This is a genomic window from Klebsiella sp. 141153, from assembly GCF_032601995.1.
GTDB classification, from domain to species: Bacteria; Pseudomonadota; Gammaproteobacteria; order Enterobacterales; family Enterobacteriaceae; genus Klebsiella; species Klebsiella aerogenes.
In genome coordinates this window covers 51,983-78,770 of record NZ_JAQIRJ010000005.1, presented here as the reverse complement: position 1 = coordinate 78,770, position 26,788 = coordinate 51,983, and the positions used below count along the sequence as shown (strand labels likewise).

At 52.1% G+C, this 26,788-nt stretch carries 22 protein-coding genes; 16 read left to right on the top strand and 6 right to left on the bottom strand.

Features of this window, described 5'->3' with window-relative positions:
* Positions 1-80 precede the first annotated feature (80 nt).
* Positions 81-365: a hypothetical protein gene (locus PGS10_RS11425; protein ID WP_316422905.1), complete on the top strand. Its 285-nt coding sequence runs from the start codon at positions 81-83 to the stop codon at positions 363-365.
* Between the two features lie 20 nt (positions 366-385).
* Here PGS10_RS11425 and PGS10_RS11420 read toward each other — a convergent pair whose 3' ends face one another.
* The gene (locus PGS10_RS11420; RefSeq protein WP_063445201.1) at positions 386-640 is read right to left on the bottom strand and encodes an Arc family DNA-binding protein; all 255 of its coding nucleotides are present in this window, start codon (positions 638-640) and stop codon (positions 386-388) included.
* 135 nt (positions 641-775) lie between these two features.
* On the opposite strand from PGS10_RS11420, the gene PGS10_RS11415 reads away from it, so the two are divergent.
* The 7 genes from PGS10_RS11415 (at position 776) to PGS10_RS11385 (ending at position 9,137) form a co-directional block, all read left to right on the top strand.
* Positions 776-2,893, top strand: a complete 2,118-nt coding sequence (locus PGS10_RS11415; protein ID WP_316422903.1) for a phage tailspike protein — start codon at positions 776-778, stop codon at positions 2,891-2,893.
* Between the two features lie 344 nt (positions 2,894-3,237).
* A complete protein-coding gene (locus PGS10_RS11410) occupies positions 3,238-3,564 on the top strand; it encodes a hypothetical protein (RefSeq protein ID WP_316422902.1) in 327 nt (108 codons plus the stop codon).
* 342 nt (positions 3,565-3,906) lie between these two features.
* Positions 3,907-4,308, top strand: a complete 402-nt coding sequence (uraH, locus tag PGS10_RS11405; protein WP_047049475.1) for a hydroxyisourate hydrolase — start codon at positions 3,907-3,909, stop codon at positions 4,306-4,308.
* Between the two features lie 402 nt (positions 4,309-4,710).
* A complete protein-coding gene (gene kdgT, locus PGS10_RS11400) occupies positions 4,711-5,709 on the top strand; it encodes a 2-keto-3-deoxygluconate transporter (RefSeq protein WP_045393457.1) in 999 nt (332 codons plus the stop codon).
* Positions 5,710-5,927: 218 nt separating this feature from the next.
* Positions 5,928-6,764 carry a 5-dehydro-4-deoxy-D-glucuronate isomerase gene (gene kduI, locus PGS10_RS11395; RefSeq protein WP_045393454.1) on the top strand — a complete coding sequence of 279 codons (837 nt, stop codon included), beginning with the start codon at positions 5,928-5,930 and terminating at the stop codon, positions 6,762-6,764.
* A 255-nt stretch (positions 6,765-7,019) separates the two neighbouring features.
* Entirely contained in the window at positions 7,020-8,327 is a 1,308-nt protein-coding gene (locus PGS10_RS11390) for an MFS transporter (protein WP_047049470.1), read from the top strand.
* 9 nt (positions 8,328-8,336) lie between these two features.
* Entirely contained in the window at positions 8,337-9,137 is an 801-nt protein-coding gene (locus PGS10_RS11385) for a substrate-binding domain-containing protein (RefSeq protein ID WP_316422901.1), read from the top strand.
* On the opposite strand, the gene PGS10_RS11380 is transcribed toward PGS10_RS11385, so the two are convergent.
* Both PGS10_RS11380 and PGS10_RS11375 read right to left on the bottom strand, forming a co-directional pair.
* The gene (locus PGS10_RS11380) at positions 9,138-10,037 is read right to left on the bottom strand and encodes a LysR family transcriptional regulator (protein ID WP_045393445.1); all 900 of its coding nucleotides are present in this window, start codon (positions 10,035-10,037) and stop codon (positions 9,138-9,140) included.
* A 118-nt stretch (positions 10,038-10,155) separates the two neighbouring features.
* Positions 10,156-11,022 carry a GNAT family N-acetyltransferase gene (locus PGS10_RS11375; RefSeq protein WP_316422900.1) on the bottom strand — a complete coding sequence of 289 codons (867 nt, stop codon included), beginning with the start codon at positions 11,020-11,022 and terminating at the stop codon, positions 10,156-10,158.
* A gap of 625 nt (positions 11,023-11,647) precedes the next feature.
* Here PGS10_RS11375 and PGS10_RS11370 point away from each other — a divergent pair.
* From PGS10_RS11370 to PGS10_RS11360, 3 genes are all read left to right on the top strand, one after another.
* Positions 11,648-12,484, top strand: coding sequence for an alpha/beta fold hydrolase (locus tag PGS10_RS11370; protein ID WP_316422899.1), 837 nt, complete (start codon positions 11,648-11,650; stop codon positions 12,482-12,484).
* 287 nt (positions 12,485-12,771) lie between these two features.
* Positions 12,772-13,692 carry a Kdo(2)-lipid IV(A) acyltransferase gene (locus PGS10_RS11365; RefSeq protein ID WP_063415615.1) on the top strand — a complete coding sequence of 307 codons (921 nt, stop codon included), beginning with the start codon at positions 12,772-12,774 and terminating at the stop codon, positions 13,690-13,692.
* A 105-nt stretch (positions 13,693-13,797) separates the two neighbouring features.
* Positions 13,798-14,070 (top strand): DUF1471 domain-containing protein, encoded by a 273-nt coding sequence (locus tag PGS10_RS11360; protein WP_015367862.1) that lies wholly within the window; start codon positions 13,798-13,800, stop codon positions 14,068-14,070.
* A gap of 110 nt (positions 14,071-14,180) precedes the next feature.
* Here PGS10_RS11360 and PGS10_RS11355 read toward each other — a convergent pair whose 3' ends face one another.
* On the bottom strand, positions 14,181-15,287 hold the full coding sequence (locus PGS10_RS11355; protein ID WP_045393433.1) for an alkene reductase: 1,107 nt from the start codon (positions 15,285-15,287) through the stop codon (positions 14,181-14,183).
* 206 nt (positions 15,288-15,493) lie between these two features.
* On the opposite strand from PGS10_RS11355, the gene cadC reads away from it, so the two are divergent.
* From cadC to lysS, 5 genes are all read left to right on the top strand, one after another.
* Positions 15,494-17,020, top strand: a complete 1,527-nt coding sequence (cadC, locus tag PGS10_RS11350; RefSeq protein ID WP_047049462.1) for a lysine decarboxylation/transport transcriptional activator CadC — start codon at positions 15,494-15,496, stop codon at positions 17,018-17,020.
* Between the two features lie 365 nt (positions 17,021-17,385).
* Positions 17,386-18,723 carry a cadaverine/lysine antiporter gene (cadB, locus tag PGS10_RS11345; protein WP_045393427.1) on the top strand — a complete coding sequence of 446 codons (1,338 nt, stop codon included), beginning with the start codon at positions 17,386-17,388 and terminating at the stop codon, positions 18,721-18,723.
* Positions 18,724-18,805: 82 nt separating this feature from the next.
* Positions 18,806-20,953 (top strand): lysine decarboxylase CadA, encoded by a 2,148-nt coding sequence (gene cadA, locus PGS10_RS11340; RefSeq protein WP_015367858.1) that lies wholly within the window; start codon positions 18,806-18,808, stop codon positions 20,951-20,953.
* A 60-nt stretch (positions 20,954-21,013) separates the two neighbouring features.
* Positions 21,014-22,489 (top strand): dipeptide permease DtpD, encoded by a 1,476-nt coding sequence (dtpD, locus tag PGS10_RS11335; RefSeq protein WP_045393424.1) that lies wholly within the window; start codon positions 21,014-21,016, stop codon positions 22,487-22,489.
* A gap of 330 nt (positions 22,490-22,819) precedes the next feature.
* Entirely contained in the window at positions 22,820-24,337 is a 1,518-nt protein-coding gene (gene lysS / locus PGS10_RS11330; RefSeq protein ID WP_015704650.1) for a lysine--tRNA ligase, read from the top strand.
* Between the two features lie 58 nt (positions 24,338-24,395).
* Here the strand turns inward: lysS and PGS10_RS11325 are convergent, their stop codons facing one another.
* Positions 24,396-25,784 (bottom strand): amidohydrolase family protein, encoded by a 1,389-nt coding sequence (locus tag PGS10_RS11325; RefSeq protein ID WP_316422898.1) that lies wholly within the window; start codon positions 25,782-25,784, stop codon positions 24,396-24,398.
* Between the two features lie 17 nt (positions 25,785-25,801).
* Positions 25,802-26,752, bottom strand: a complete 951-nt coding sequence (locus PGS10_RS11320) for a carbamate kinase family protein (RefSeq protein ID WP_316422897.1) — start codon at positions 26,750-26,752, stop codon at positions 25,802-25,804.
* Positions 26,753-26,788 lie beyond the last annotated feature (36 nt).

Sequence of the window (26,788 nt, the reverse complement as noted above, 5' to 3'; positions counted from 1 at the left end):
TCATATTCACCTCGCCATGGATGGCATGAAGTTGCCTGTAGTTATATTATCGTTCACCTTTCATATGAGGGTGAAGGGTAATGATTAAATATATTTTATTAGGTGGATGCCTTTTGGCTCTTTCCGGATGCACCACAGCTGATAAGACATTTGGTCCTGATGGAAAGGAAGCATATCAACTAACCTGTTCCGGAATCGCTCAGGATTGGGGGAATTGCCAGGTTAAGGCAGGTGAGTTATGCGGTTCGCGTGGATATAACGTTGTAAGTGTCAACGGTGAGCAGGGCGCTGCATTCACTGCAAACCCGCAAATGGCATTTGGCAGCTCGACCATCTACAGAAACATGCTTATTTCTTGCAAGTAAACTCAGCCCGGGCGTCCGGGCTATTTTTTTCTGTAATGTTCACTAAGCCGCTCAAACACCAGATTTTTAACCTCTTGAGATATAACATCAGCCTCTCTTTCTGCTTCATCCCTAAAACCAGAAACTGGGGAAGGCCTACCAAGTGACTCCTCAAGCGTAGCCACTATTTCAGCATTGATAGACCGGTTGTTCATTTTCGCGCGTTGCTTAATCTTCGCGTGTAGTTCGTGCGTAAGCCTCAAGTGGAACTGCGCCTCATCGTATTTGCTGTACATCCTTGATGCCCTCACCAGTGGGTGGAATGGCATCGTAAAACCTACTGGATAAATCAACAATCGTACCATTTCGGTATGTAACTATAACTTACCGCAGCTCTGCTGTGGGGATTACTTGCGCCCGGAGCACAGGAAATGTCAGATATCACCGCTAATGTCGTCGTTAGTATGCCGAATCAGCTGTTCACGCTGGCTCGATTGTTTAAAGCTGCGTCAGGTGGCAAAATCTATATCGGTCAGATTGATACTGACCCTGTTAACCCAGCCAACCAAATCCAGGTGTATCTGGAGAATGAAGATGGTTCACATGTTCCGGTTGCGCAGCCTATCATAATCAATGCCGCCGGCTATCCCGTTTACAATGGTCAGATTGCCAAGTTTGTTACCGTGCAGGGTCATAGCATGGCTGTGTACGACATGTACGGTACGCAACAGTTTTACTACCCAAACATTCTAAAATATGACCCAGACCAGTTTGCTCAGCGCCTTGCAGATCAGGACGGCTTAAAATACGTAGGACGCTGCGAAAGTATCGCTAAGCTCAGGACAATAAAGCCAACAAAACCAATGCAACTTATCGATGTTGCTGAGTACACGGTGGGGGGTAAAATTGGCGGCGGCTACTTTGTCTATGACAGCACAGACACAACCAGCGCTGATGATGGTGGTAGCATAATTGTCACAACGACAGGTGAAAGATGGAAGCGGCGAGTTGAGCAATTACTTCCTGTGCATTTTGGGGCTGTTCCTGGCGCTACGTCTGAGTTTGATGCCACAGATGCGCTTAAAAGATATATCGCTGCATCCTCAGGAAAGACAGTTGACCTGAGAAATGGGCCGTGGCGAATTAAGGGAACTCTGGATTTTACTAATATCCGTCAGTTAATCACTGATACCAGTGGAAAATTGTGGGTTAATCCATCTCAATTTACTGGCGCAAACACCACTCCATATGTTGTAACCTTTGGGAATCCAGACCTGCCATATGGTTCAGGTCGCTGCGTATCATTGACTCTTACTGGACTATTGATAATTGAAGCAGATAACCGGACAACGTCCCTGAATGGCGTTTATATTAAAGGCGCTCTGCTTAATTTCGGTCACATCAGGATTGTTAAGTTTAATGGTAGAGGGATTCACAGACAGGCGGTATGGGATTCTACTTTCCAGCGATTCTCCGTAGAGCAGTGCGGTAATGCTTCAAATTACGCCTATTACTCAGAAAGCGGTGGTGATACAGACAATACCAACCATGTTCTATCTCTTCAGGTTGAACAGTCATACAACAAAGCCATTTACATGACTGGCATTCGTGATGTTGTGCACAACATTCACTGTGAGCGTACTTATATCACGACAACCGAAGCCGGAGATACGACAACAGCAGGTCTCAACTACATCACCTGTTCGTTTGGTCTTGGTAACTCGTTCATTGGGCAGGGTGTAATTGACGCGGCCACAGATGCAACTGCTCCTGATGGTACACCGACAGTCTCTACTGTTGCTTCTGTAGTATTCGCTATGGACTTCTCTTCTGTACATAACATCGCCACAACTGGTGGTGTTATCTCTATCGGATTCGGGCGGTCAGTTGTTTATACAGGTTTCGTATGTGGAGATTTGTATGTTGCTGAACCAGCAGCAAAAATAACACTTAATTCTCCCCGCGTAACAGGGACACTGCAATGTGGATCTGAGGTCATAATCAACTCTCCAGATATTGCTACATTCAGGCCGAGAGCTAACGCTCTAGGAATACAGATAAATGGCGGCGTAATTACATCTCTTCTGTTTAACAATAACTATCGGGGAAACATCACATTTAACAATGTGAATATCACTAACCCAATAGGTGATCTGAGAGCGCCTACTGGCTCAGGGTCAAACACCTCAATTGGAGGTCTTTATGCTCCTACCGCTTTCAACAACTGTACTATAGGGACAGTAAATGGTGAGTTCGGTTCCCGGGGTGTATTCAATGGAGGAAGAATAGCTGCCGTATCTCTTGCATCACAGTGCGCGTTTGAGTTCTACAACGTGAATATTGGTACCTTCACATTCACCGGGAATAGAGCGTTCATCACCAGAGGCGTGAAGGCTGACACTGTAACAACCTGGAACTATCCAGCACACTACATATGGCCAGCAGGAACTATTACAGAGAGGATCGGAGCAATACCGTCTGGCACTGGCGTTGTATACGTGAACAGGGACGGGACCGCAACTAACTGGACGGCAATATCATCTACATAACAACAAGTTCCTCCGTTGCTAATGATTGATAGGCAAATGAGATATTGATCTGCCTACACTGAAAAACTACTGTATATAACAACAGTATTAATCGGGTGGCAGATCATGCTCAGACATTCAGACATTCAAAATGCATTCAGAGATTCACTATCGCAAAACCCGAAGGGATATCTATGCCTCCGTACCAGTGACTTCATCAGAGAGTTGCGAGGGAAAGGAATTCACTTCTCAGATGATGAGGCTAATCGGTGGATTGAGAGGCACCAATCGTGTTTTGCAGACAAGACTCCAGACCATAGCAACAACCGTCTCTGGATTCTACGAAATATGGGGAGGGTGCTCTGATGGGATTCCCCTCTCCGGCCAATGACTATGTGCAGCGGGCTCTCACTGTTGACATGATATGTGGAACCGGACCAAACACCAGAACCATAGAAACGGAGACTGGCTATGCTGTGCTTGATTTATCACTCAAGCCTAAGCAAAACAGCACGGTAATGATTTCGTATTCTGGGATAACTGATTTTGCAAAGGTGATGGGTAAGTCACTTATTACCAGGGATGGGGAAGCGATTGAAGGTGATGCGCTGGATGAAGTTGATGTTAAAGGGGTGGTGACGTTCATCATCAATCGGGCTACTCAGGAAGATGACGACTGTCCAGTGATGTGATCAGCAAGAGGTGAGACAGATTTGGGACAATCACAGTTTTCCAACTGTTTTCATCTCTTTCCATCTTTTTGCATCATGGGACGTGTGAGCGCAGGGATGATGCGGTAAGTTTATGAATTAGTGTATAGTTCTAGGAACTTCTAAGCCGTAGGTCACAGGTTCGAATCCTGTAGGGCGTGCCATTATCGCTTCTCTTACGTTCTATTCCTCCATCCAACACAAGACTTTGGCGTAGATCCGCGCGGCTATTACCCGTTAATTAATAACGAAAAGTTTAATTTTATTTCCCAGCGCGCTGACTATAGTGATGACACATTCACTTGCTTAATAAGGTCATCGCTCATGAAGTTAATTATCGCTTCCGTTATTTCATTGTTGAGCTTCAGCGCGCTTGCGGCGCCGGAAGGGACACTAAGCGTACATATTCTCAATCAGCAGACCGGTCTGCCTTCTCAAGGGGTGCAGATTGAGCTCGATAAGCAGCAGGGCAGCGGCTGGCAGCATATCGCCAGCGGTAAAACGGATGCCGATGGCCGTATCAAGTCGCTCTATCCGCAGGCCGATAATATGGAACCTGGGGTGTATAAAGTGACCTTCAAAACCGGTGACTACTTTAAAAGTCATAATATGAGCACCTTCTTTCCCGTCATTCCGGTTATTTTCAGCGTAACCGAACAGAACCAAAAGCTACATATCCCGCTGTTGTTGAGCCAGTTTGGCTACTCAACCTACCGCGGCAGTTGATCCACGCACTTTTCCTGGCCGGGCAAAGCGAAGACCGTCGTGTCTTGCTTTGCCCGGCGCATGTCACCGAATTCACTAAAACATCTATCTAACATTTCATCCCGCCCTTGATTGCCGCAACGTCGTGGCTACACCTCCCTTTTGTTTTCAATAAACGATCCTTCGTTCGATTTCTTTTTGATATGTGATGACGGTAACTAAAACACTGTTTTGTTTTCGTTGAATCATTATTTCACATGATCAATGATAACGGCATGGTATCAGTGTGGTGCGCACAACCCTGAGACTCCTGACTTTTCTCATCTGTTCGTAATGCAATGAACAGAAAGAATTTTTTCAAACGCTATTGAAAGAATAAGTCACATCCTTGCCGTTCAGGTGGGGTGGAGATGAGGATAAAACATGAAAATCAAAGCAACCATTGAACGTATCCCTGGCGGCATGATGCTGGTCCCATTGCTGCTTGGCGCGGTGCTTAATACCCTGGCGCCGGATACCGGTAATTACTTTGGTTCATTCACTAAAGGCATGATTGGTGGGACGGTGCCAATCCTGGCGGTGTGGTTTTTCTGTATCGGCGCATCAATCGATTTGCGCGCCACCGGTACCGTATTACGTAAGTCCGGCACGTTAGTGATCACCAAAATTGCCGTCGCCTGGATTGTGGCCTTTATCGCCGCGATGGTCATTCCGGAAAATGGCGTCCAGACCGGTTTCTTTGCCGGACTGTCGGTGCTGGCTATTGTCTCGGCAATGGATATGACCAACGGCGGTCTGTATGCCAGCCTGATGAATCAGTACGGCAGTAAAGAAGAGTCCGGCGCGTTTGTGCTGATGTCGCTGGAGTCCGGGCCGTTGATGACCATGGTGATCCTTGGCTCCGCCGGGCTGGCTTCCTTCGAGCCGCACCATTTTATCGGCGCGGTGCTGCCATTCCTGGTGGGCTTTGCCTTAGGCAACCTCGACCACGACTTCCGGGCTTTCTTTAGCAAAGCCACCCCGGTGCTGATTCCGTTCTTTGGTTTTGCGCTGGGCAACACTATCAACCTGAGCGTGATTCTGGATACCGGACTGCTGGGAATCGTGCTTGGCGTGGCGGTTATCATCATTACCGGTATCCCACTGATTATTGCTGACCGGGTTATCGGCGGCGGCAACGGGACGGCTGGCGTCGCGGCCTCTTCCGCAGCGGGCGCGGCGGTCGCGAACCCGGTGATCATCGCGCAGATTAATCCGGCCTTTGAACCGGTGGCCGCTTCGGCGACGGCGCTGGTCGCGGCAAGCGTCATCGTCACCGCGATTTTAGTGCCCATTATTACCGCCCTGTACGCCAGACGTTTTGGCAATGCGCAGGTGGTGAAAGCGCCTGGCGCCAGCGTGGCGCCATCGGCGAATCACTAATTTATTCTCGCCCTCCGCAGCAGGGCTCAGACTGCTGACAAAGAAGGAAAAAGCGTGGTTTTTCCTTCTTTGTGGTTATCAGCCGAAAATCAATAAATTGATTTTCCTTGTTATTTGCCTGGTGCAATTTGCAAGCTCAATGATTGCATGAGGTTTGTCATTAATCTCTGCCCTCCGCAGGAGGGCTTTATCATTCAAGAATCTGCCTGGAGGCTAACGTGGACGTAAGACAAAGTATCCACAGCGCGCATGCGAAAACTCTGGATACCCAGGGGCTGCGTAATGAATTTTTAGTTGAAAAAGTGTTTGTGGCTGACGAATACACCATGGTGTACAGCCATATTGACCGCATTATTGTTGGCGGCGTCATGCCGGTGCAGCGCGGCGTTTCGGTGGGCGGCGAAGTCGGCAAACAGCTCGGGGTAAGCTATTTCCTCGAACGCCGTGAGTTAGGGGTGATTAATATCGGCGGCCCGGGCTGTATTACCGTTGATGGCCAATGCTATGAAATCGGCCACCGTGAGGCGCTGTACGTCGGTAAGGGGGCGAAAGAGGTGGTATTTACCAGCGTCGACCATGCAAAACCGGCGAAGTTTTACTACAACTGCGCCCCGGCGCATACCACTTATCCGACGAAAAAAGTCACCCCTGCCGATGTAGCGCCGGTGACGTTGGGTGACAACCTGACCAGCAACCGCCGCACCATCAATAAGTATTTCGTGCCGGATGTACTGGAAACCTGTCAGCTCAGCATGGGCCTGACCGAACTGGCGCCGGGCAACCTGTGGAACACCATGCCTTGCCATACCCATGAGCGGCGGATGGAGGTCTATTTCTATTTCAACATGGATGAGGACGCCTGCGTCTTCCACATGATGGGGCAGCCGCAGGAGACCCGTCATATTGTGATGCATAACGAGCAGGCGGTGATTTCGCCAAGCTGGTCGATTCACTCAGGGGTGGGTACCCGCGCTTATACCTTCATCTGGGGGATGGTCGGCGAGAACCAGGTCTTCGACGATATGGATCACGTCGCCGTACGCGATCTTCGTTAAAACTCCCCCTCAAGCCCGGATTGCCTTGGGGGGAAATGCAGCGGAGTTCACACTATCAGCGTATAGAGGCGGGGCGGAGGGGGAGACCCATCGCCCCGTCATTGTTGATGTCGCTTAACTCGCAGGCTTTATTAATGTGTCAGACGCATCAATAGATGCGCAAAATGCGCTTATTCCTGGCTACAACTTCCCGCACTCTTACGGTTACCTAAATGTTAATGAGAGTTAACTATTCAGTTAATCAGGGAGAGTGTGATGTCCGCAACTGCCGCTACTTCAGTGTTTCGCGCCAGGGCCAAAGTGATCCTGCAGGTGACCTCAGGGAATTTTCTTGAGCAGTTTGACTTCTTTTTATTTGGTTTTTACGCCACCTATATCGCCCATACTTTTTTTCCTTCCGAAAATGAATTCGCCTCATTAATGATGACCTTTGCCGTTTTCGGCGCCGGGTTCTTGATGCGGCCCGTTGGCGCGGTGGTGTTAGGCGCCTGGATTGACAAGGTTGGCAGACGTAAAGGTTTAATCGGCACGCTGTCGATTATGGCGATGGGGACCATCCTGATCGTGCTGGTGCCAGGTTATCAGACTATCGGTTTGTGGGCGCCGGCGCTGGTGCTGTGCGGCCGACTGTTGCAGGGCTTTTCTGCCGGTGCGGAACTGGGCGGCGTCTCGGTTTACCTCGCTGAAATGGCGACGCCGGGGCGTAAAGGGTTTTATACCAGCTGGCAATCCGCCAGTCAGCAGGTGTCCATTATGGTGGCCGCTTCACTGGGCTATCTGCTCAATATGCTGCTCAGTGAGTCGAGTCTGCATCAGTGGGGATGGCGTATTCCGTTCGCGATTGGCTGCCTGATCGTGCCTTTTATCTTCTTTTTACGCCGCAACCTGAATGAAACCGCGGAGTATACGGAGCGTAAGGAACATCCGACCCTGGGACAATCGCTGACTATTCTGCTGGCAAACTGGCGGGTGGTGATTGCGGGGATGTTAATGGTGGCGATGACCACTACCGCGTTCTATTTGATCACGGTCTACGCGCCAACCTTTGGCAAAAACGTGCTGTTATTAAGCGCCTCGGATAGCCTGCTGGTCACGCTGTTGGTGGCGATCTCTAATTTCATCTGGCTGCCTATCGGCGGCATGCTTTCCGATAGGTTTGGTCGTAAACCGGTATTGGTCAGCATGACGCTGCTGGCCATTTTCACCAGTTGGCCTGCGTTATCGCTGCTGGCCCGCATGCCGGACTTCGCCATGATGTTGTCCGTGCTGCTGTGGCTCTCCTTCATTTACGGCATCTATAACGGCGCGATGATCCCGGCGCTGACGGAAATTATGCCTAAGTCGGTCAGGGTTGCTGGTTTTTCTCTGGCTTACAGCCTGGCTACCGCGCTGTTTGGCGGTTTCACGCCGGCGATGTCCACCGCGTTAATTAAAGTTACCGGGGATAAGGCGGCGCCCGGCTACTGGATGAGTTTTGCGGCAATCTGCGCGCTATTAGCGACGCTGTATCTCTATCAACGCGTTTCCCGGCAGGCATTGAAAACGCAAAATTCTTTGGGTTAAGAGGTGAATATGCAACGTAAATCATGGGTTTTCTCGTTACTGGTATTTACCTGCGGCTATGCGCAAGTTGCCGCCGCGCAGGAGATCACGGTGATGATCTCCGGCGGCTTCTCCGCGGCGTTGGATAAACTGGCGCCCGACTATCAGCAAAAAAGCGGCAATACCTTGCATATCATTCATGGGCCCTCGATGGGGAAATCCGCGGAGGCGATACCGAACCGCCTGGCGGCAGGGCAAAAGGCGGATGTGGTGATTATGGTGGGATACGCCCTGGATGATTTGCAGAAGCAGGGCAAAGTGATGCCGGGGTCGCGTATTGAACTGGCGGACTCACGAATTGGCGCCGTTGTGCCAAAGGGCGCCCCGGTGCCGGATATCAGTAGCGTCGCCGCGTTGAAACATACATTGCTGCAGGCGAAATCCATCGCCTATTCGGATAGCGCCAGCGGGCGCTATGTTGAAAAGGAGCTGTTCAGAAAACTGGATATTGCCGCGCAGGCAAGCCCCAAAGCAAAAATGATCGAAAAAATCCCCGTTGCTTCGCTGGTAGCGAAAGGGGACTATGCGATAGGGTTTCAGCAGGTTAGCGAGTTGTTGCCGGTCAGCGGCGTGACGTTCGTTGGTCGTCTGCCGGATGAAGTGCAATACGTTACTCGCTTCGCGGGCGCCGTGGTTGCCGATTCATCCGCGCAGTCCCAGGCGAAGCAACTGCTGTGCTATCTGGCTTCAGTCCCGGCGCAGGCGGAAATTCGTCGCACAGGCATGGATCCTTTACCCTCTAACGCCTGTGAATTACCGGAAGAGGGCTAATCATGCGGTGGGATGGTAAAAATCGGTAATGGCTTTTTCGAGCTCGGCGGCCAGAGGGGGTAACGCTCTGCCCGCTTTTTTTATCAGTCCCACCTGCCTTTTCACTTCAGGTTCCACTAGCGGAATACTCACTAACGCGTGGTGCGCATAGGCCGGTAGCGCCATCGCCGGTATTGCCGCGATACCAAGGCCGGCATCCACCATGCCCAGCATCGTTGTGACATGGCGGGTTTCACAAACCGCAGTGCGTCGCGGCCCTACGTTGCTCAGGGCGCCGTCCAGCAGATGACGATTGCCGGAGATCTTATCGAGCCAGATGTAATCCCGATTAAAAAACTCCTGCCAGCTGAGGCTATGACGTTGTGCCAGCGGATCGTCGCGTCGGCAAACCGCCAGGTAGCGTTCATGAACCAGCGGCGTAAACACCACCTCGGACGCGATTTCGGAGAGAAAACTCAGGCCGAAGTCCGCCTGGTGATTCTGCACGGCGCTATAAACATTTCCGGCGCTGGTATCAATGACCTTGATCCGCGCCTTAGGAAAACGTTGACGGAATTGGGTGATAACCTGCGGCATAAAAAAGTTGGCGGCAGAGGGGACACAGGCAACCGTCACCATTCCGTTGCCGAAAGCGGCGCGGTCGCTAATACCGTCCAGAGCATCTTCAAATTCGGAAAGCAGATGCTGAGCCTTTGGGGCAAAGGCTCTCCCGGTTTGCGTGAGCGTCACCCGGCGAGTGGTTCTGTCAAACAATCTCACCCCCAAAGCGGTTTCCAGCTTTTCAATTCGCCTGCTTAACGCCGATTGCGAAATGCAAATCGCCTCGGCGGCGTAGCGAAAGCTGCCGTGCTCGCTGAGGGCTAAAAAGGCGTAGAGATCCTGCAGGTCAAAAAGGGGCAAGTGGTGCTTCTCCTGAATTTAACAAAAAAACAACAATCGATTGTACTGTTTATTTTGTTTTCCAGGAAGAAACAACGCCGACCAGCCGCAGGCTAAAGAGATAGCCTGCGGCCCGGCATCAGGCGTGCGCCAGCAGCGGAAACATCAATTTGTTTTCGTGGAAAATGTTCTCTTTGTTGGAATAGATAAACAACATATCGTCGCCGTCTATTTTTTCGTACTCGCCAAGGCGCGCTTCCTTCGGCGTAAAACCAAGCACCGCCTGCTGCGATTGCGGCTGGGCGAGTTCATTGATAATGGTCGCCATGGATTGTCCGGCATCGCAAAAAATATCAAAGCAGATCAGCTCATGGGCGCTTTGCATCGCAATGGCGACAGCCTGGTTTTTCTCCGAGTAGTACACAAAATGCTTCATAAACGCCGAACAGTAAAACATCAGCAGACCGAAGTTATTCTCCACTCGTAGCTGTGAAAAGGGGTTGGATTTCTGGTAGTAGTGCTTAAGCAGGGCAATATCCTGCGCACTATCCATATCCAGTTTACGGAAGTCGCCGGGAGTCGGCGAAACGGGCGCAACATATTGATATTCGTCGGTCCGCGTAAAGCCAAATTTGGGGTAGAAATCGACGGTGGTGGAGTTGGCAAACAGGAAAAAAGCATCCGCTTTGTCACGCCAGTCATCAAGGATATGTTGTATCAACTGTCCGGCAAGCCCTTTATTACGGTAATCAATGTTGGTCATTACCGTACCTATTTGAATATAGCGTCGAGGTTGGCCTTGCCAGACCAGATCAATAATATTCGCGGAGGCGTTGGCGATAACTTTATTCTTATCAACGAAAGCGTAGGGGATATAGGATTCACTCCAGTACCCTTGCTGATACCAGGCGTCAAAGGATAGATCGAACGTTTTGATGGCTAAATCAATAAAGCTTTTTCTTAATGTATTATCATCTTTGAGTTGCTTAACCAATTTGTAGTGCATCGCAGTCATTCCTTTCTTATTCGTTTTGCTATCCGGGATTGCTACAGGCAAATTTTACCCCTTGAAAATCACAGGCTTTGCGCCTGAGTATGGCGGTTTTCTGTGGTTTGTACAGCATTGACAGAAGGGCATCGCTCAGGACGTTGCCTGGCTCACAATTAACGGCGAACATTCTGCGTGGATTAGGTCAGTGAGGAACAACCGCTTCGGTTTAAAAATGAGCACGTGGATCATTTGGTTTATTCTTTTTTCTCGGAGAATAATCTGAAGAAATCTATTTGAGAGAAATTTACAGAAGAGCGTAAGTATAAGATAAAAATATTTTAATTATTTATTTTTGGCATAACGCGCTGATATTTATCTATAAAATAAAAGATATCGAAAAGGCATATTTAATCAATAGGTAATATGAGCTAACTCTCAACGGCACAAGGCGTATTTTAGCTTCTGCGATGATATTAAATTGCTGAGGGATGAGCTAAATGAGCCATCATCTTCTACACTTTGTGGCACCGTTGCCATTGAGGTTTTTCGCAAACAAAGGGAAAACATCATATCAGCGCTGAATGTAACCAATTGAATGTTAATGAGAAGTTGTCATATTTTCAATAGAGGAGTTCGTGATATGGCATTCGTAACAACTAAAGATGGCGTTAATATTTATTTTAAAGACTGGGGTCCGAAAGAGGCTCAGCCTATTGTGTTCCACCATGGCTGGCCGTTAAGCGCTGATGACTGGGATAACCAGATGCTGTTTTTCCTCGCGCAAGGGTTTCGCGTCATCGCTATCGACCGCCGTGGCCATGGGCGTTCCGACCAGGTAAGCGAAGGCCATGATATGGATCACTATGCGGCCGATGCTTCTGCTGTGGTCGAAAGTCTGGATTTGCATAACGCTGTTCACGTTGGTCATTCAACCGGCGGCGGTCAGGTCGCGCGCTATGTGGCTAAATATGGCCAGCGGCAGGGCAGGGTAGCCAAAGCGGTATTAATCAGTTCCGTACCGCCGTTAATGGTGAAAACCGACAATAACCCAGGCGGTACGCCCATCGAAGTGTTTGACGGTTTCCGCAAGGCGCTTGCTGCTAATCGCTCACAGTTCTATCTCGATGTTGCCAGTGGACCGTTCTACGGTTTTAACCGCGATGGCGCAGAGGTTTCGCAAGGCACCATCCAGAACTGGTGGCGTCAGGGGATGACCGGTAGCGCGAAAGCCCATTATGAAGGGATTAAGGCCTTCTCTGAAACCGACCAGACAGAAGATCTGAAAGCGATTACGGTGCCGGTGTTGGTAATGCAGGGTGACGACGACCAGGTCGTTCCTTATAAAAATGCCGCCATTCTGCAGGATAAACTGCTAGCGAATAGCGAGCTTAAAATTTATCCGGGCTTACCGCATGGCATGCACACGTCACATGCGGATGTGATTAACGCCGATCTGCTGGCCTTCATTCGTTCATAACGATATTTAGCCTTCGGGGACGTTTCTTCGGAGGCTATTTATTTATTGTTGAAGATGAATAACGCAAACTTTAGCTTGCGTGCCACTGTACGAAAAAATTAATAATAAATTTGTTACACAGTTGGTTTAATACCAGGGCAGCGTACAGGTTATAGTCTACGCTTGAATGCGTATTACCGCACGAATAGGAAAAAACTAAATGTTGTGGATCGGGTACCTTATCCGCAAATTCGGACTGAGGCCTCCCGCAGGCATGTAAATCAAGGATCCTGAAGAGCAATAGTCAGATGTCGCATTTACCCAAATTCTCTCTTTCATTATTACACCCGCGTTACTGGCCGGCATGGCTGGGCATTGGCTTATTGTGGCTGGTGGTACAACTTCCTTATCCGCTGATCTATCGTCTGGGCCATAGTCTGGGGCGTTTATCCATGCATTTTTTGCGCGGAAGAGTACGTATTGCGCAGCGTAATCTCGAGCTCTGCTTTCCACACCTCAGCCCGGCGCAGCGTCATGAAATGTTGGTTAAGAATTTTGAATCTCTGGGCATGGGGTTGATGGAAACCGGCATGGCATGGTTCTGGCCGACCCATCGCGTCGAGCGCTGGACCGAGACCAGCGGCGTCAATGAAGTTGTTGAACTACAGGAACAGAAGCAGGGTATTTTGCTGATTGGCATTCACTTTCTGACCCTGGAACTCGGCGCGCGGATGTTTGGCATGTTCACGCCGGGGATTGGCGTTTACCGGCCAAACGATAATCCGCTGATCGACTGGCTGCAAACCTGGGGACGACTGCGTTCTAACAAGACGATGCTGGATCGTAAAAACTTGAAAGGTATGGTTAAGTCGCTGAAAGAGGGCGAGATCCTCTGGTACGCTCCGGATCATGATTATGGTCGCGCCAGTAGCGTATTTGTTCCCTTTTTCAATGTTGATAATGCTGCGACCACCACCGGCACCTGGATGCTGGCGAGAATGTCAAAAGCCACTATCGTTCCTTTCGTTCCGCGAAGAAAGCCCAACGGCGCCGGGTATGAGCTGATTGCGCTGCAGCCTGAGGCGACGCCGCCGCTGGATTCTCCGGAAACCACCGCCAGCTGGATGAACAAAATTATTGAGCAATGTATCCTGATGGCGCCGGAACAGTACATGTGGCTGCACCGTCGTTTTAAGACCCGTCCGGAAGGGGTACCGTCGCGTTACTAAGCGTGGCAGATGGTAAAAAAATAATCTGATAAATAGCGCGCTTATTAATCTTGTGTCTATACTGAAAGAGCCTCAATTAAGGCTCTAATCCAAGGAGAATGTAGGATGAAAAAGGTATTAGTCGCTTTAGCTCTTTCAGCAGTTGCCTTTGGCGCCTCGGCAGCGCAATTAATTACTAAAGAAGAAGCCTCGCATTTCAAACTGACTCACGTGGGCAGTATTTCTGTGGGGCCGTCTGGCGGGCAATTCTCTTCACCTTCTGATCTTCACGATCAGCTTTCTAAGCTGGCAGATGAGAAGGGCGGTAAATATTATATTATTACCGCGGCGCGCGAACACGGGCCGAACTTTGAAGCAACGGCGGAAGTGTATAAATAATTAATCACATTGATTAATTATACATAAACGTCGAGAGTCTTATTTTTAACCCGGCACGCCACAGCGCTGCCGGGTTTTTTATTTAAGTTCCAGAAAGCGATTTGCTCCGTTTACTTCGCATCGACGGTAGGATAGTCGAGGTAGCCCTCTTTACCACCGCCGAAAAACTGCTCTCTGATTGGCTGGTTCAGCGGCAGGTTGTGCTGCAGGCGATAGGGCAGATCCGGGTTGGCGATAAACGGGCGGCCAAAACCAATCAGGTCGGCCCAGCCTTTGGCCAGCGCCTCTTCGGCACGTTCTACGGTGTATTTCCCTGAATAAATCATCGTGCCGCGGAACACCTGACGCAGCGCTTCTTTAAAGGCGGCGGGCATCACCGGCGCATCATCCCAGTCGGCTTCGGCGATATGAATATAGGCGATGCCGATATCATTAAGGACGCTGGCCGCCGCCAGATAGGTGGCTTCCGGCGTATCGTCTTTCGACCCCATTAAGGTGGTCAGCGGCGCCAGGCGGATACCCAGTTTCTCTTTACCAATCGCATCGGCAACGGCCTGCGCCACTTCTTTCAGGAAACGCAGGCGATTGGTTAACGAACCGCCATACTCATCGGTGCGCTGGTTTTCTCGAGAATCAATAAACTGATTAATCAGATAGCCATTTGCACCGTGGAGCTCAACACCATCGAAGCCGGCGGCAATAGCGTTGCGCGCGGCCTGCGCATATTGTTCGATAATCGCCGGGATCTCTGCGCGAGTCAGGGCGCGCGGCATTGAGTGCTGCACCATTTCACCGACGCCATTTTCCGGACCGCGGCCTTCGACATCGACAAAGACCTTCACCCCTTCAGCCTGAATAGCAGATGAGGAAACCGGTGCGGCATTACCCGGCTGCAGGACGGTGTGGGAGACACGCCCTACGTGCCAGAGCTGGGCAAAAATTTTGCCTCCCGCCTGGTGTACCGCAGCGGTGACTTTTTTCCAGCCGGCGATCTGCGCTTCATTATAGATGCCCGGCGTCCAGGCATAACCCTGTCCCTGTTGGCTAATCTGCGTGCCTTCGCTGATAATTAAACCGGCGCTGGCGCGTTGGGCGTAATACTCCGCCATCTGTTCGGTAGCGACATCGCCGGCCCCGGCGCGGGAACGCGTCATCGGCGGCATCACGATACGGTTGTTTAACGGCAGGGCCTGCAAGGAATAGTGGTCGAATAACATAATGCGTCTCCTTAACGACTTGATGGACGCAGCATAGACCCTGGCTATTTTGGATTAAATGACAACGATGTTCATAGACTGTTAACTAATTTGTATATAAAGGGAGTAGCTTATGCCAAACGTGTGGGGTATTGACCACCCGCATAATTAGGTAGGCGAAATGTGGTATTATCGCGCCTTTCCCTTTTCGTCCTGGGGTTTTTTTTATGCAACAACCTGTTGTTCGCGTTGGGGAATGGCTCGTTACTCCTTCTGTAAACCAAATTAGCCGGAACGGACGTCAGCTTACTCTCGAACCGCGTTTAATCGATCTTCTGGTCTACTTTGCTCAACATCCTGGCGAGGTACTCAGCCGGGACGAGCTTATCGATAACGTCTGGACGCGCAACGTGGTGACCAGCCATGTCGTCACCCAGAGTATTTCCGAATTGCGTAAATCGCTGAAAGACGGCGATGACGGCAGCATGGAATATATTGCGACGGTGCCAAAACGCGGTTACAAGCTAACGGTCCCGGTAATTTGGTGTACGGAAGAGGGCGAAGAGTTGGCGCCGGTCGTACCGCCAGCGGCCCCTGTCTCCGTTCCTGAAACGTCGCCACCGACTATCTCTTCTCCATCTGTCGCGCCAGCGGCGCCGGCAGTGCCGGAAAAACGTAAACGGATCACCACCTTCTGGGTGTGGACGCTGTTTCTGCTGGCGTTGGGCAGTTGCGTCGCGTTAGTCGCCTTGTCGTCGATAGAATCGCGGCCGCCGGAAACCAAAACTCGCCTGCTGCTAAACCCGCGCGATATCGACATACACCTGGTAAACGGCAGTTCATGCAACAACTGGGCGTCGCAGCATGCTTATGCCGTTGGGCTGGGCAGCCTGATTACTACTTCGCTCAATACCTTCTCGACCTTTATGGTCCATGATAAAACCAACTACAACATCAACGAACCCAGCAGTTCGGGTAAAACGTTGACCATCGAATTCGTTAATCAGCGCCACTATCGCGCCCAGCAGTGCTTTATGTCGGTGAAACTGGTCGATAACGCCGACGGCTCGACGATGCTCGATAAACGCTACTTTATTACCATGGATAACCAGCTCACCATCCAGAATGACCTGCTGGATAGTCTATCAACCGCGCTAATGCAGCCGTGGCCGGATCGCATGAAAGCGATGCTGAAACAGTATCAACCCGCGCAAAGCCCTTCGTTAACCCGTCTTTATCAGGCCCATCAGCTATTAATGAAAGGCGATGTCGATTCACTCGGTAAAGCCAGCGATATACTTGATGACGTCATTAAACAATCGCCGGACTTTATTTATGCTTACGCCGAAAAAGCGCTGGTGGATGTATTACGTCATTCGCAGCAGCCGTTGGATGAAAAACAATTAGCGACGCTGTATGCCGAGGTTGGGAAAGTAGGTGAAATGCCCGGCATTAAAGATATGGCGATCTTCTACCAGATAAAAACGGTAGATATGTTAGGCAAAGGGAAAATAGATGAAGCGTACAGCGCTATCAACACGGGCATTGATTTAGAAATGTCGTGGATGAATTATGTGCTGCTCGGTAAAGTCTATGAGATGAAAGGACAGAACCGCGAAGCTGCCGATGCCTACCTGACGGCGTTTAATTTACGCCCTGGCGAAAACACCTTGTACTGGATTGAAAACGGAGTATTCCAGACCTCCGTCACCCGCGTAGTACCGTATCTCGATAATTTCCTCGCTTCAGAATAAGTAAACCCTCATCATGCTCATGGTTTTGAGTATGATGAGGTTAAATTTATGTATCTCATGAGCACTCTGATTGTTACCTGAAATAAGCGTTATTTTCCTGCCTGGTAACACAATTTCAACACCGAAGTGACTCTATAACTCTTTGTAAGTAGACGATGTTTATCTTTTTTTGATATCAACATGTCATGTTTATATGTTAATCGAAAAAGGTCAAAATATCATTTGTCTGATGTTTGTAGTTATTTCACTTTATCTTTAGGATTTATCTCGTACGAATCAGTAATCTTGTTGGCAGTTGGTCGGGTCAATAAATGGTTCTATATCATGATCTGTACCTCCCAAATAAACTTAGGAGAAAAACAACCATGAGTTCTGCCAAGAAGATCGGGCTATTTGCCTGTACCGGCGTAGTCGCCGGTAATATGATGGGGAGCGGTATTGCACTATTACCTGCGAACCTCGCCAGCATCGGTGGTATTGCCATTTGGGGTTGGGTAATTTCTATTATTGGCGCGATGTCTTTGGCTTATGTTTATGCCCGACTGGCGACCAAGAATCCGCAGCAGGGTGGTCCAATTGCGTACGCAGGGGAAATTTCTCCGGCCTTCGGTTTCCAGACCGGCGTCCTTTATTATCATGCAAACTGGATTGGTAACCTGGCAATCGGTATTACCGCCGTCTCTTATCTCTCTACGTTCTTCCCAATTTTAAATAACCCGGTGCCAGCAGGTATTGCCTGTATTGCCATCGTGTGGATCTTTACTTTCGTTAATATGCTCGGCGGGACCTGGGTAAGCCGTCTGACCACCATTGGTCTGGTACTGGTGCTTATTCCGGTGGTGATGACTGCGGTCGTCGGCTGGCATTGGTTTGACGCGGCAACCTATCAGGCGAACTGGAACACCTCCAGCACCACCGATAGCCACGCGGTCATTAAAAGTATCCTGCTCTGCCTGTGGGCCTTCGTTGGCGTAGAATCCGCCGCAGTAAGTACCGGGATGGTGAAAAACCCGAAACGTACCGTACCGCTGGCAACCATGCTGGGTACTGCGATGGCCGGTATCGTCTATATCGCCGCGACTCAGGTTATCGCCGGTATGTATCCTGCTTCTCAGATGGCTGCGTCCGGCGCGCCGTTCGCAATTAGTGCCTCTACCATTCTCGGCGGCTGGGCTGCTCCGATGGTTTCCGCTTTCACCGCCTTCGCTTGCCTGACTTCTCTGGGCTCGTGGATGATGCTGGTTGGCCAGGCCGGTGTACGTGCCGCCAACGACGGTAACTTCCCGAAAGTGTATGGCGAAGTCGATAGCAACGGTATCCCGAAAAAAGGCCTGCTGCTGGCGGCGGTGAAAATGACCGCGCTGATGGTGCTGATTACCCTGATGAACTCCGCCGGTGGTAAAGCATCTGACCTGTTCGGCGAGCTGACCGGTATCGCGGTACTGCTGACCATGCTGCCTTACTTCTACTCCTGTGTTGACCTGATTCGTTTCGAAGGCATCAACATCCGCAACTTTGTTAGCCTGATTTGCTCGGTACTGGGTTGCGTGTTCTGCTTCATCGCGCTGATGGGCGCAAGCTCCTTCGAACTGGCCGGCACCTTCATCGTTAGCCTGATTATCCTGATGTTCTACGGTCGCAAAATGCACCAGCGCCAGCAGAACAACGCAGCGGATAACAACAGCCCCGCTAACGCGCACTAATCAGTAAACCGTTTTCCTGAGGCTCCTTCCATCACCTGTCACATCGTGACGGGAGGGGCTTTCTACATCTGGAGATTTGACTATGAACGTTATTGCAATCATGAATCACATGGGTGTTTACTTCAAAGAAGAACCCATCCGTGAACTGCATCGTGCTCTCGAACGCCTGGACTTCCGTATTGTCTACCCGAACGACCGTGACGACTTATTAAAACTTATCGAAAACAACTCTCGTCTGTGCGGCGTGATCTTCGACTGGGATAAATACAATCTCGAACTGTGCGAAGAAATCAGCAAAATGAACGAGTACATGCCGCTGTACGCTTTTGCTAACACCTACTCCACCCTGGATGTTAGCCTCAACGATCTGCGCATGCAGGTTCGCTTCTTCGAATATGCGCTGGGCGCCGCTGAAGATATCGCGAACAAAATCAAACAGAACACTGACGAATACATCGACACCATTCTGCCGCCGCTGACCAAAGCGCTGTTCAAATATGTACGTGAAGGCAAATACACCTTCTGTACCCCAGGCCACATGGGCGGTACCGCGTTCCAGAAAAGCCCGGTAGGCAGCATCTTCTATGATTTCTTTGGTTCCAACACCATGAAATCCGATATCTCCATTTCGGTTTCTGAACTGGGTTCACTGCTCGACCATAGCGGCCCGCACAAAGAAGCGGAAGAGTATATCGCTCGCGTTTTCAACGCCGAACGCAGCTACATGGTGACCAACGGTACATCTACCGCTAACAAAATCGTCGGTATGTACTCCGCGCCTGCCGGCAGCACCGTACTGATTGACCGTAACTGCCATAAATCGCTGACTCACCTGATGATGATGAGCGACATTACGCCGATCTACTTTCGTCCGACCCGTAACGCCTACGGTATCCTCGGCGGTATCCCGCAGAGCGAATTCCAGCACGCGACTATCGCCAAGCGTGTGAAAGAGACGCCGAATGCGACCTGGCCGGTACACGCGGTTATCACCAACTCAACCTATGATGGTCTGCTGTATAACACCGACTTCATCAAGAAAACCCTGGATGTGAAATCCATCCACTTTGACTCCGCATGGGTGCCTTACACCAACTTCTCGCCGATCTATGAAGGCAAATGCGGGATGAGCGGCGGCCGCGTTGAAGGGAAAGTGATCTACGAAACCCAGTCCACGCATAAACTGCTGGCGGCATTCTCCCAGGCTTCGATGATCCACGTGAAAGGTGACGTTAACGAAGAAACCTTCAACGAAGCCTACATGATGCACACCACCACTTCTCCGCACTACGGTATCGTGGCTTCCACCGAAACCGCGGCGGCGATGATGCGCGGTAACGCCGGTAAACGCCTGATCGACGGTTCTATCGAACGTTCTATCAAGTTCCGTAAAGAGATCAAACGTCTGAAAGGCGAGTCTGAAGGCTGGTTCTTCGATGTATGGCAGCCGGAACATATCGATGGCGCTGAATGCTGGCCGCTGCGTTCCGACAGCGCATGGCACGGTTTCAAAAACATCGATAACGAGCACATGTACCTCGACCCGATCAAAGTTACGCTGTTGACTCCGGGGATGAAGAAAGACGGCACCATGGATGATTTCGGTATTCCGGCAAGCATCGTGGCGAAATATCTCGACGAACACGGCATCGTGGTTGAGAAAACCGGTCCGTACAACCTGCTGTTCCTGTTCAGCATCGGTATCGATAAGACAAAAGCGCTGAGCCTGCTGCGCGCGCTGACCGACTTCAAACGCGCGTTCGACCTGAACCTGCGGGTGAAAAACATGCTGCCGTCTCTGTACCGTGAAGATCCTGAATTCTATGAAAACATGCGTATTCAGGACCTGGCGCAGAACATTCATAAACTGGTTGAGCATCACAACCTGCCGGACCTGATGTTCCGCGCATTCGAAGTGCTGCCATCCATGGTGATGACCCCGTATGCCGCGTTCCAGAAAGAGCTGCACGGTCAGACTGAAGAGGTTTACCTCGAAGAGATGGTAGGCCGCGTCAACGCCAACATGATCCTGCCGTATCCTCCGGGAGTTCCGCTGGTCATGCCTGGTGAAATGATCACCGAAGAAAGCCGCCCGGTACTGGAGTTCCTGCAGATGCTGTGCGAAATCGGCGCTCACTATCCGGGCTTCGAAACCGATATCCACGGCGCATACCGTCAGGCGGATGGTCGTTACACCGTTAAAGTGCTGAAAGAAGAAAACAACAAGTAATAGACGCACACAAGGGAAGTGGCTTGCCACTTCCCTTTTTTCACGCTGCAAGGAGAACCTATGAAAACACCCTCACAGCCGCGCGCGATTTACTACATCGTAGCGATCCAGATCTGGGAGTACTTCAGCTTTTACGGCATGCGCGCCTTACTCATCCTTTATCTCACCCACCAACTTGGCTTTGACGATAGCCACGCCATCAGTCTGTTCAGCGCCTACGCATCTTTAGTTTACGTAACCCCCATTCTCGGCGGCTGGCTTGCCGACCGCCTGCTCGGCAACCGCACGGCGGTGATTGCCGGGGCGTTGTTAATGACCCTCGGCCACGTGGTGCTGGGCGTCGAATCTGATTCCACCTGGAGCCTCTATCTGGCGCTGGCGATCATTATCTGCGGCTATGGCCTGTTCAAATCCAATATCAGCTGCCTGCTCGGCGAACTGTACGCCGCTGACGACCATCGTCGCGATGGCGGTTTCTCGCTGCTGTATGCCGCCGGTAACGTCGGTTCGATCGCCGCGCCGATTGCCTGTGGACTGGCGGCGCAGTGGTACGGCTGGCATATCGGCTTTGCGCTGGCGGGGATCGGCATGTTTATCGGCCTGATGATTTTCTTAAGCGGTAGCCGCTATTTCCGCGACACCCGCGGCGTCGATAAACAGGCGCTGTGCGCGGTGAAATTCGCGCTGCCGACCTGGGGCTGGCTGGTGGTGATGCTGTGCCTGGCGCCGGTGTTCTTCACCTTGCTGTTGGAAAACAACTGGTCCGGTTATCTGCTGGCGATTGTCTGCCTGTTCGCCGCGCAAATGGTGGCGCGGATCATGATCAAATCACCGCAGCATCGCCGCGCGCTGTGGCAAATCGTTCTGCTGATGTTGACCGGGACACTGTTCTGGGTGCTGGCGCAGCAGGGCGGAAGCTCAATTAGCCTGTTTATCGACCACTTTGTTGATCGTCGACTGTTCAATATTGAAGTGCCGACCGCGCTGTTCCAGTCGGTTAATGCGGTAGCGGTAATGGCGGCAGGCGTGATCCTGGCGTGGCTGATCCGCCCGGAAGGGCGAACCCGCTCGGTGTTAAAAGTGTGGCTGAAATTCGCATTCGGCCTGCTGCTGATGGGCGGCGGATTTATGCTGCTGGCGCTGAATGCCCGCCACGGCGCGGCTGACGGTCAGGCCTCGATGGGCATGATGGTCGCCGGGCTGGCGATGATGGGCTTTGCCGAGCTGTTTATTGATCCGGTGGCGATGGCGCAGATAACCCGTCTGAACATGCCCGGCGTCACCGGCGTATTGACCGGCATTTATATGCTGGCCACCGGCGCGGTCGCCAACTGGCTGGCCGGGGTGGTGGCGCAGCAAACTACCGAGTCGCAAATCAGCGACACGGCGATTGCCGCCTATCAGCATTTCTTCTCGCAGATGGGCGAATGGACCATCGGCTGCGTGGCGGTGATTGTCGTTATCGCCTTTGCCGCAGCCTGTAGCGTGGGCAAACGCCGTGCGGCTGCGGGTGAAGTTCCCGGCGGCGGCGCCTGATGCTCATCCCGGCTCGTGGCGTAAACGCCTTATCCGGGCCGCGATTCGTAGCCCGGTAAGCGCAGCGCGACCGGGGGGATTACATCAACAGCGGAGCGCGAAGTCGTTCCTTGCAAAGCCAAGTGAACAGGAGGTGGATATTCTGGCAGGCGCGGAGGCCAACGATAAAAAATACCGTTAGTGAAGCCATAGCTGAGTGAGATCAGCTTGTAGTGAATCCAGAGTCGTTAAGATTGTTCTCTGGTGTGTTACCAGAGACAGGCCGCGCTGAATGGTGACCTGGTTCAATTTATCGAAGCTAGTTTGAAAGCAGGGTTATGAGGAACCAACATGTCTGAACAACAAGCACAAGGTGCCGATGAGGCAATTGACCTTAATAATGAACTGAAAACTCGTCGCGAAAAATTGGCTGCGCTGCGTGAGCAGGGCGTCGCTTTCCCGAACGATTTCCGTCGCGATCATACCTCTGACCAATTGCACGCTGAATTCGATGCGAAGGATAACGATGAACTCGCTTCCCTGAACGTTGAAGTCTCTGTTGCTGGCCGTATGATGACCCGCCGCATCATGGGTAAAGCCTCTTTCGTTACCCTTCAGGACGTCGGCGGCCGCATTCAGCTGTACGTCGCGCGCGATGACCTGCCGGAAGGCGTCTATAACGAACAGTTTAAAAAATGGGATCTCGGCGACATCATCGCCGCCCGCGGCAAGCTGTTCAAAACGCAAACCGGCGAACTCTCCATTCACTGCACCGAACTGCGTCTGCTGACCAAAGCCCTGCGCCCGCTGCCGGATAAATTCCACGGCCTGCAGGATCAGGAAGTCCGCTATCGCCAGCGTTATCTGGATCTGATCGCCAACGAAGAGTCGCGTCATACGTTCCGTATCCGTTCGCAGATCCTTGCCACCATGCGTCAGTTCATGGTTGCCCGCGGCTTTATGGAAGTCGAAACCCCGATGATGCAGGTGATCCCAGGTGGCGCTTCCGCCCGTCCATTCATCACCCATCACAACGCGCTGGATCTGGATATGTACCTGCGCATCGCGCCGGAACTGTATCTGAAACGTCTGGTAGTCGGCGGCTTCGAACGCGTGTTCGAAATCAACCGTAACTTCCGTAACGAAGGGATCTCCGTACGCCATAACCCAGAGTTCACCATGATGGAACTGTATATGGCGTATGCGGATTACAAAGACCTGATCGAACTGACCGAGTCGCTGTTCCGCACTCTGGCGCAGACGGTGCTGGGCAAAACCGAAGTGCCGTATGGCGACCAGGTGTTTGACTTCGGCAAGCCGTTTGAAAAACTGACCATGCGTGAAGCTATCAAGAAACACCGCCCGGAAACCAATATGGCGGATCTGGATAACTTCGACGCGGCGAAAGCGCTGGCGGAATCTATCGGTATTCAGGTAGAGAAAAGCTGGGGTCTGGGACGTATCGTCACGGAGATCTTCGATGAAGTGGCGGAAGCGCATCTGATCCAGCCGACCTTCATCACCGAATATCCGGCGGAAGTTTCCCCGCTGGCGCGTCGCAACGACGTGAACCCGGAAATTACCGACCGCTTCGAGTTCTTCATCGGCGGCCGTGAAATCGGTAACGGTTTCAGCGAGCTGAACGATGCGGAAGATCAGGCGCAGCGTTTCCAGGATCAGGTCAACGCCAAAGCGGCGGGCGACGACGAAGCGATGTTCTATGACGAAGACTACGTTACCGCGCTGGAGTACGGCCTGCCGCCGACCGCCGGTCTGGGTATCGGTATCGACCGCATGGTGATGCTGTTCACCAACAGCCACACCATCCGCGACGTTATTCTGTTCCCGGCCATGCGTCCGCAGAAGTAATCGCGTCTGATAAATGACAAAACCCCGGCTTGCCGGGGTTTTTTACATGACGCTGGCATCAGGCGCCGACGCTGCCCCAGACCATCTTACCGTTATGGAAAGTGGCGGTGCGCGGCGAAATTCGCGCCACGGCTTCGGCGGAGCAGGAGGCATCAACCAGCACAAAGCTGGCGTCGTCCTGCACTTTTGGCCATACGCGCTCGCCTTTGTCATTCAGCGGCAGCACGTCGCCGGTGGCGATGGCCAGCGCGCGCGACAGGGTCTGCTCATTGGGGCGGATATACAGCTGCGCGTAGAGATTGGCTTTCTCCAGCATGTCGCCCAGCCCGTATGGCGACCAGTGGTCAATCACGCTATCGGTACCGGTCATCGCGAAGACGCCTTTTTCGCGCAGTTGCTTGAGCGGCATGTGCAGAGTGCCGATCGGCACGGTGGAGGCGATGGTGATCTGCTGCGCCGCCATGCGGCTCGCGATGGCATCTACCTGCTGTTCATTGAGCGTCGCCAGCGCGAAAGCGTGGCTGATGGTCAGCTTGCCTTTCAGCGCCGGCGTCTTCTCCACGGTTTCCACCATATAGTTCACCGCCGCCACGCCCGCCGGGCTGGTTTCATGCAGATGAATATCCACCCCTTTGTCATAATCGAGCGCAATCTGGAACATGGTATCGAGCGATTTCTCCATCGCGCCATCGACGTTAGTCGGGTCGAGGCCGCCTACGTAGTGGGCGCCGGCCTGCATCGCTTCGCGTACCAGTGATTCCGATTTCGACAGCAGCAGCCCGTGCTGCGGAAAAGCGACGATTTCGCAATCGAAGCCTGGTTTACGCCGCGCCAGCACTTCCTGCAGATTCTCCAGGTTCTTCAGCCCGGACACCGGCTCAATATTGCAGTGGCTGCGGGCGATAGTGGAGCCTTTGGATTGAATCAGGTCGATAAGCTTCTCGGCGTGCGCCTGCGTATAAGGCTGGAGTTCCGGCAGCAGTTTCTGCTCAAGCTTGATCATATCCTGAATGGTGGTGCCCGCCGGGCGGTTCAGCGAGCGCCACGGGCCGCCGTAAAACGTTTTGTCCAGATGGATATGCATGTCGCGCATGGCAGGCAACATCAGTTTACCGCCCGCATCGTAGCGCGGCAGCGTGGTGTCCGGGTGGCTCAGATTGCTGCGCAGGGCGACGATTTTGCCGTCTTTTATTTCCAGCGTTTGCAGCTCGGTCCGGGTGTGAACCACTACGCCGTTTTCATATTCGAAGCCGCTTTCCAGCAGGACGTTATCAAGGTAGTAGTGCTTATCGGCGACCCTGGCCGCGCCTTTATTATCGCAGGCGGCCGCGGACGGCTGGCCTCCGACGGCATACGCCGCAGGCGCGCCCGCCGCCAGCAGGGCGGCGGCGGTGACCATTTTGCCGCTTTGGGTAAGAAATTCGCGACGGCTGTTGTCTTTATTCATTCTTTTTTCCTTTTGTGTCAGTCATGCACAATATGGGTTCCCGTTTCGCCGCGTAGCGCGGCTGGCAGACATTCCGGCGTAGTGATGATCACCCGCTTGCCGCCGTGTTGCAGGAACGCGAGGCTGGCGACGATTTTTGGCAGCATGCTGCCAGCCGGGAAATGTCCTTCTTGCATATAGCGGCTCATCTCGCTGATGCCGACGCGACCCAGCGCCTGCTGATCAGGCTTGCCGAAATTAACGCACACTTTCTCCACCCCGGTGGTGATCACCAGAATATCAGCATCAATTTCGCGGGCCAGCAGGGCGGTTGAGAGATCTTTGTCGATCACCGCGTCCACGCTCTGGTAGTCGCCCTGCGGGCTGCGCACCACCGGGATCCCGCCGCCGCCGGCGCCGATCACCACAAAGTCTTGCCGGGTCAGCGCCTTGATGGCTTCTGCTTCGACAATGCGTTTCGGCTCCGGCGAGGCGACTACCCGGCGATAGCCACGGCCCGAATCTTCCACAAAGCGCCACTCAGGATGCGCCTGCTGCAGTTCATCGCGCTGGCTTTCGCTGAAGAACGCGCCGATAGGCTTAGTCGGATGGGTAAAGCCGGGATCGTTTTTATCGACTTCAACCTGCGTGACGACGGTAACCGCCTTTTGCTCGCCGCGCTGGGCGAGGCGGTTATTTAGCGCCTGCTGAATGAGGTAGCCGATGCCGCCCTGGGTATCGGCGACGCAGTTGGCCAGCGGCGTCAGCGGCAGACCTTCACGCTCGTGGGCTATCTCCGAGCGGCGTAAATCCAGCCCAACCTGCGGGCCGTTACCGTGGGTTAGTACCACGTTATAGTCCGATGCCAGCATCTCCAGCACCGTACTGGCCACCGCTTTGACCGCCTCGGCCTGATGCTCGATCGACTGGCTGGCGTTATCTTTGATAATGCTGTTGCCGCCAATGGCAACGACGATGAGTTCTTTCATATCTGACTTCCGCTACAGAAGGTGATGTAGTTATTG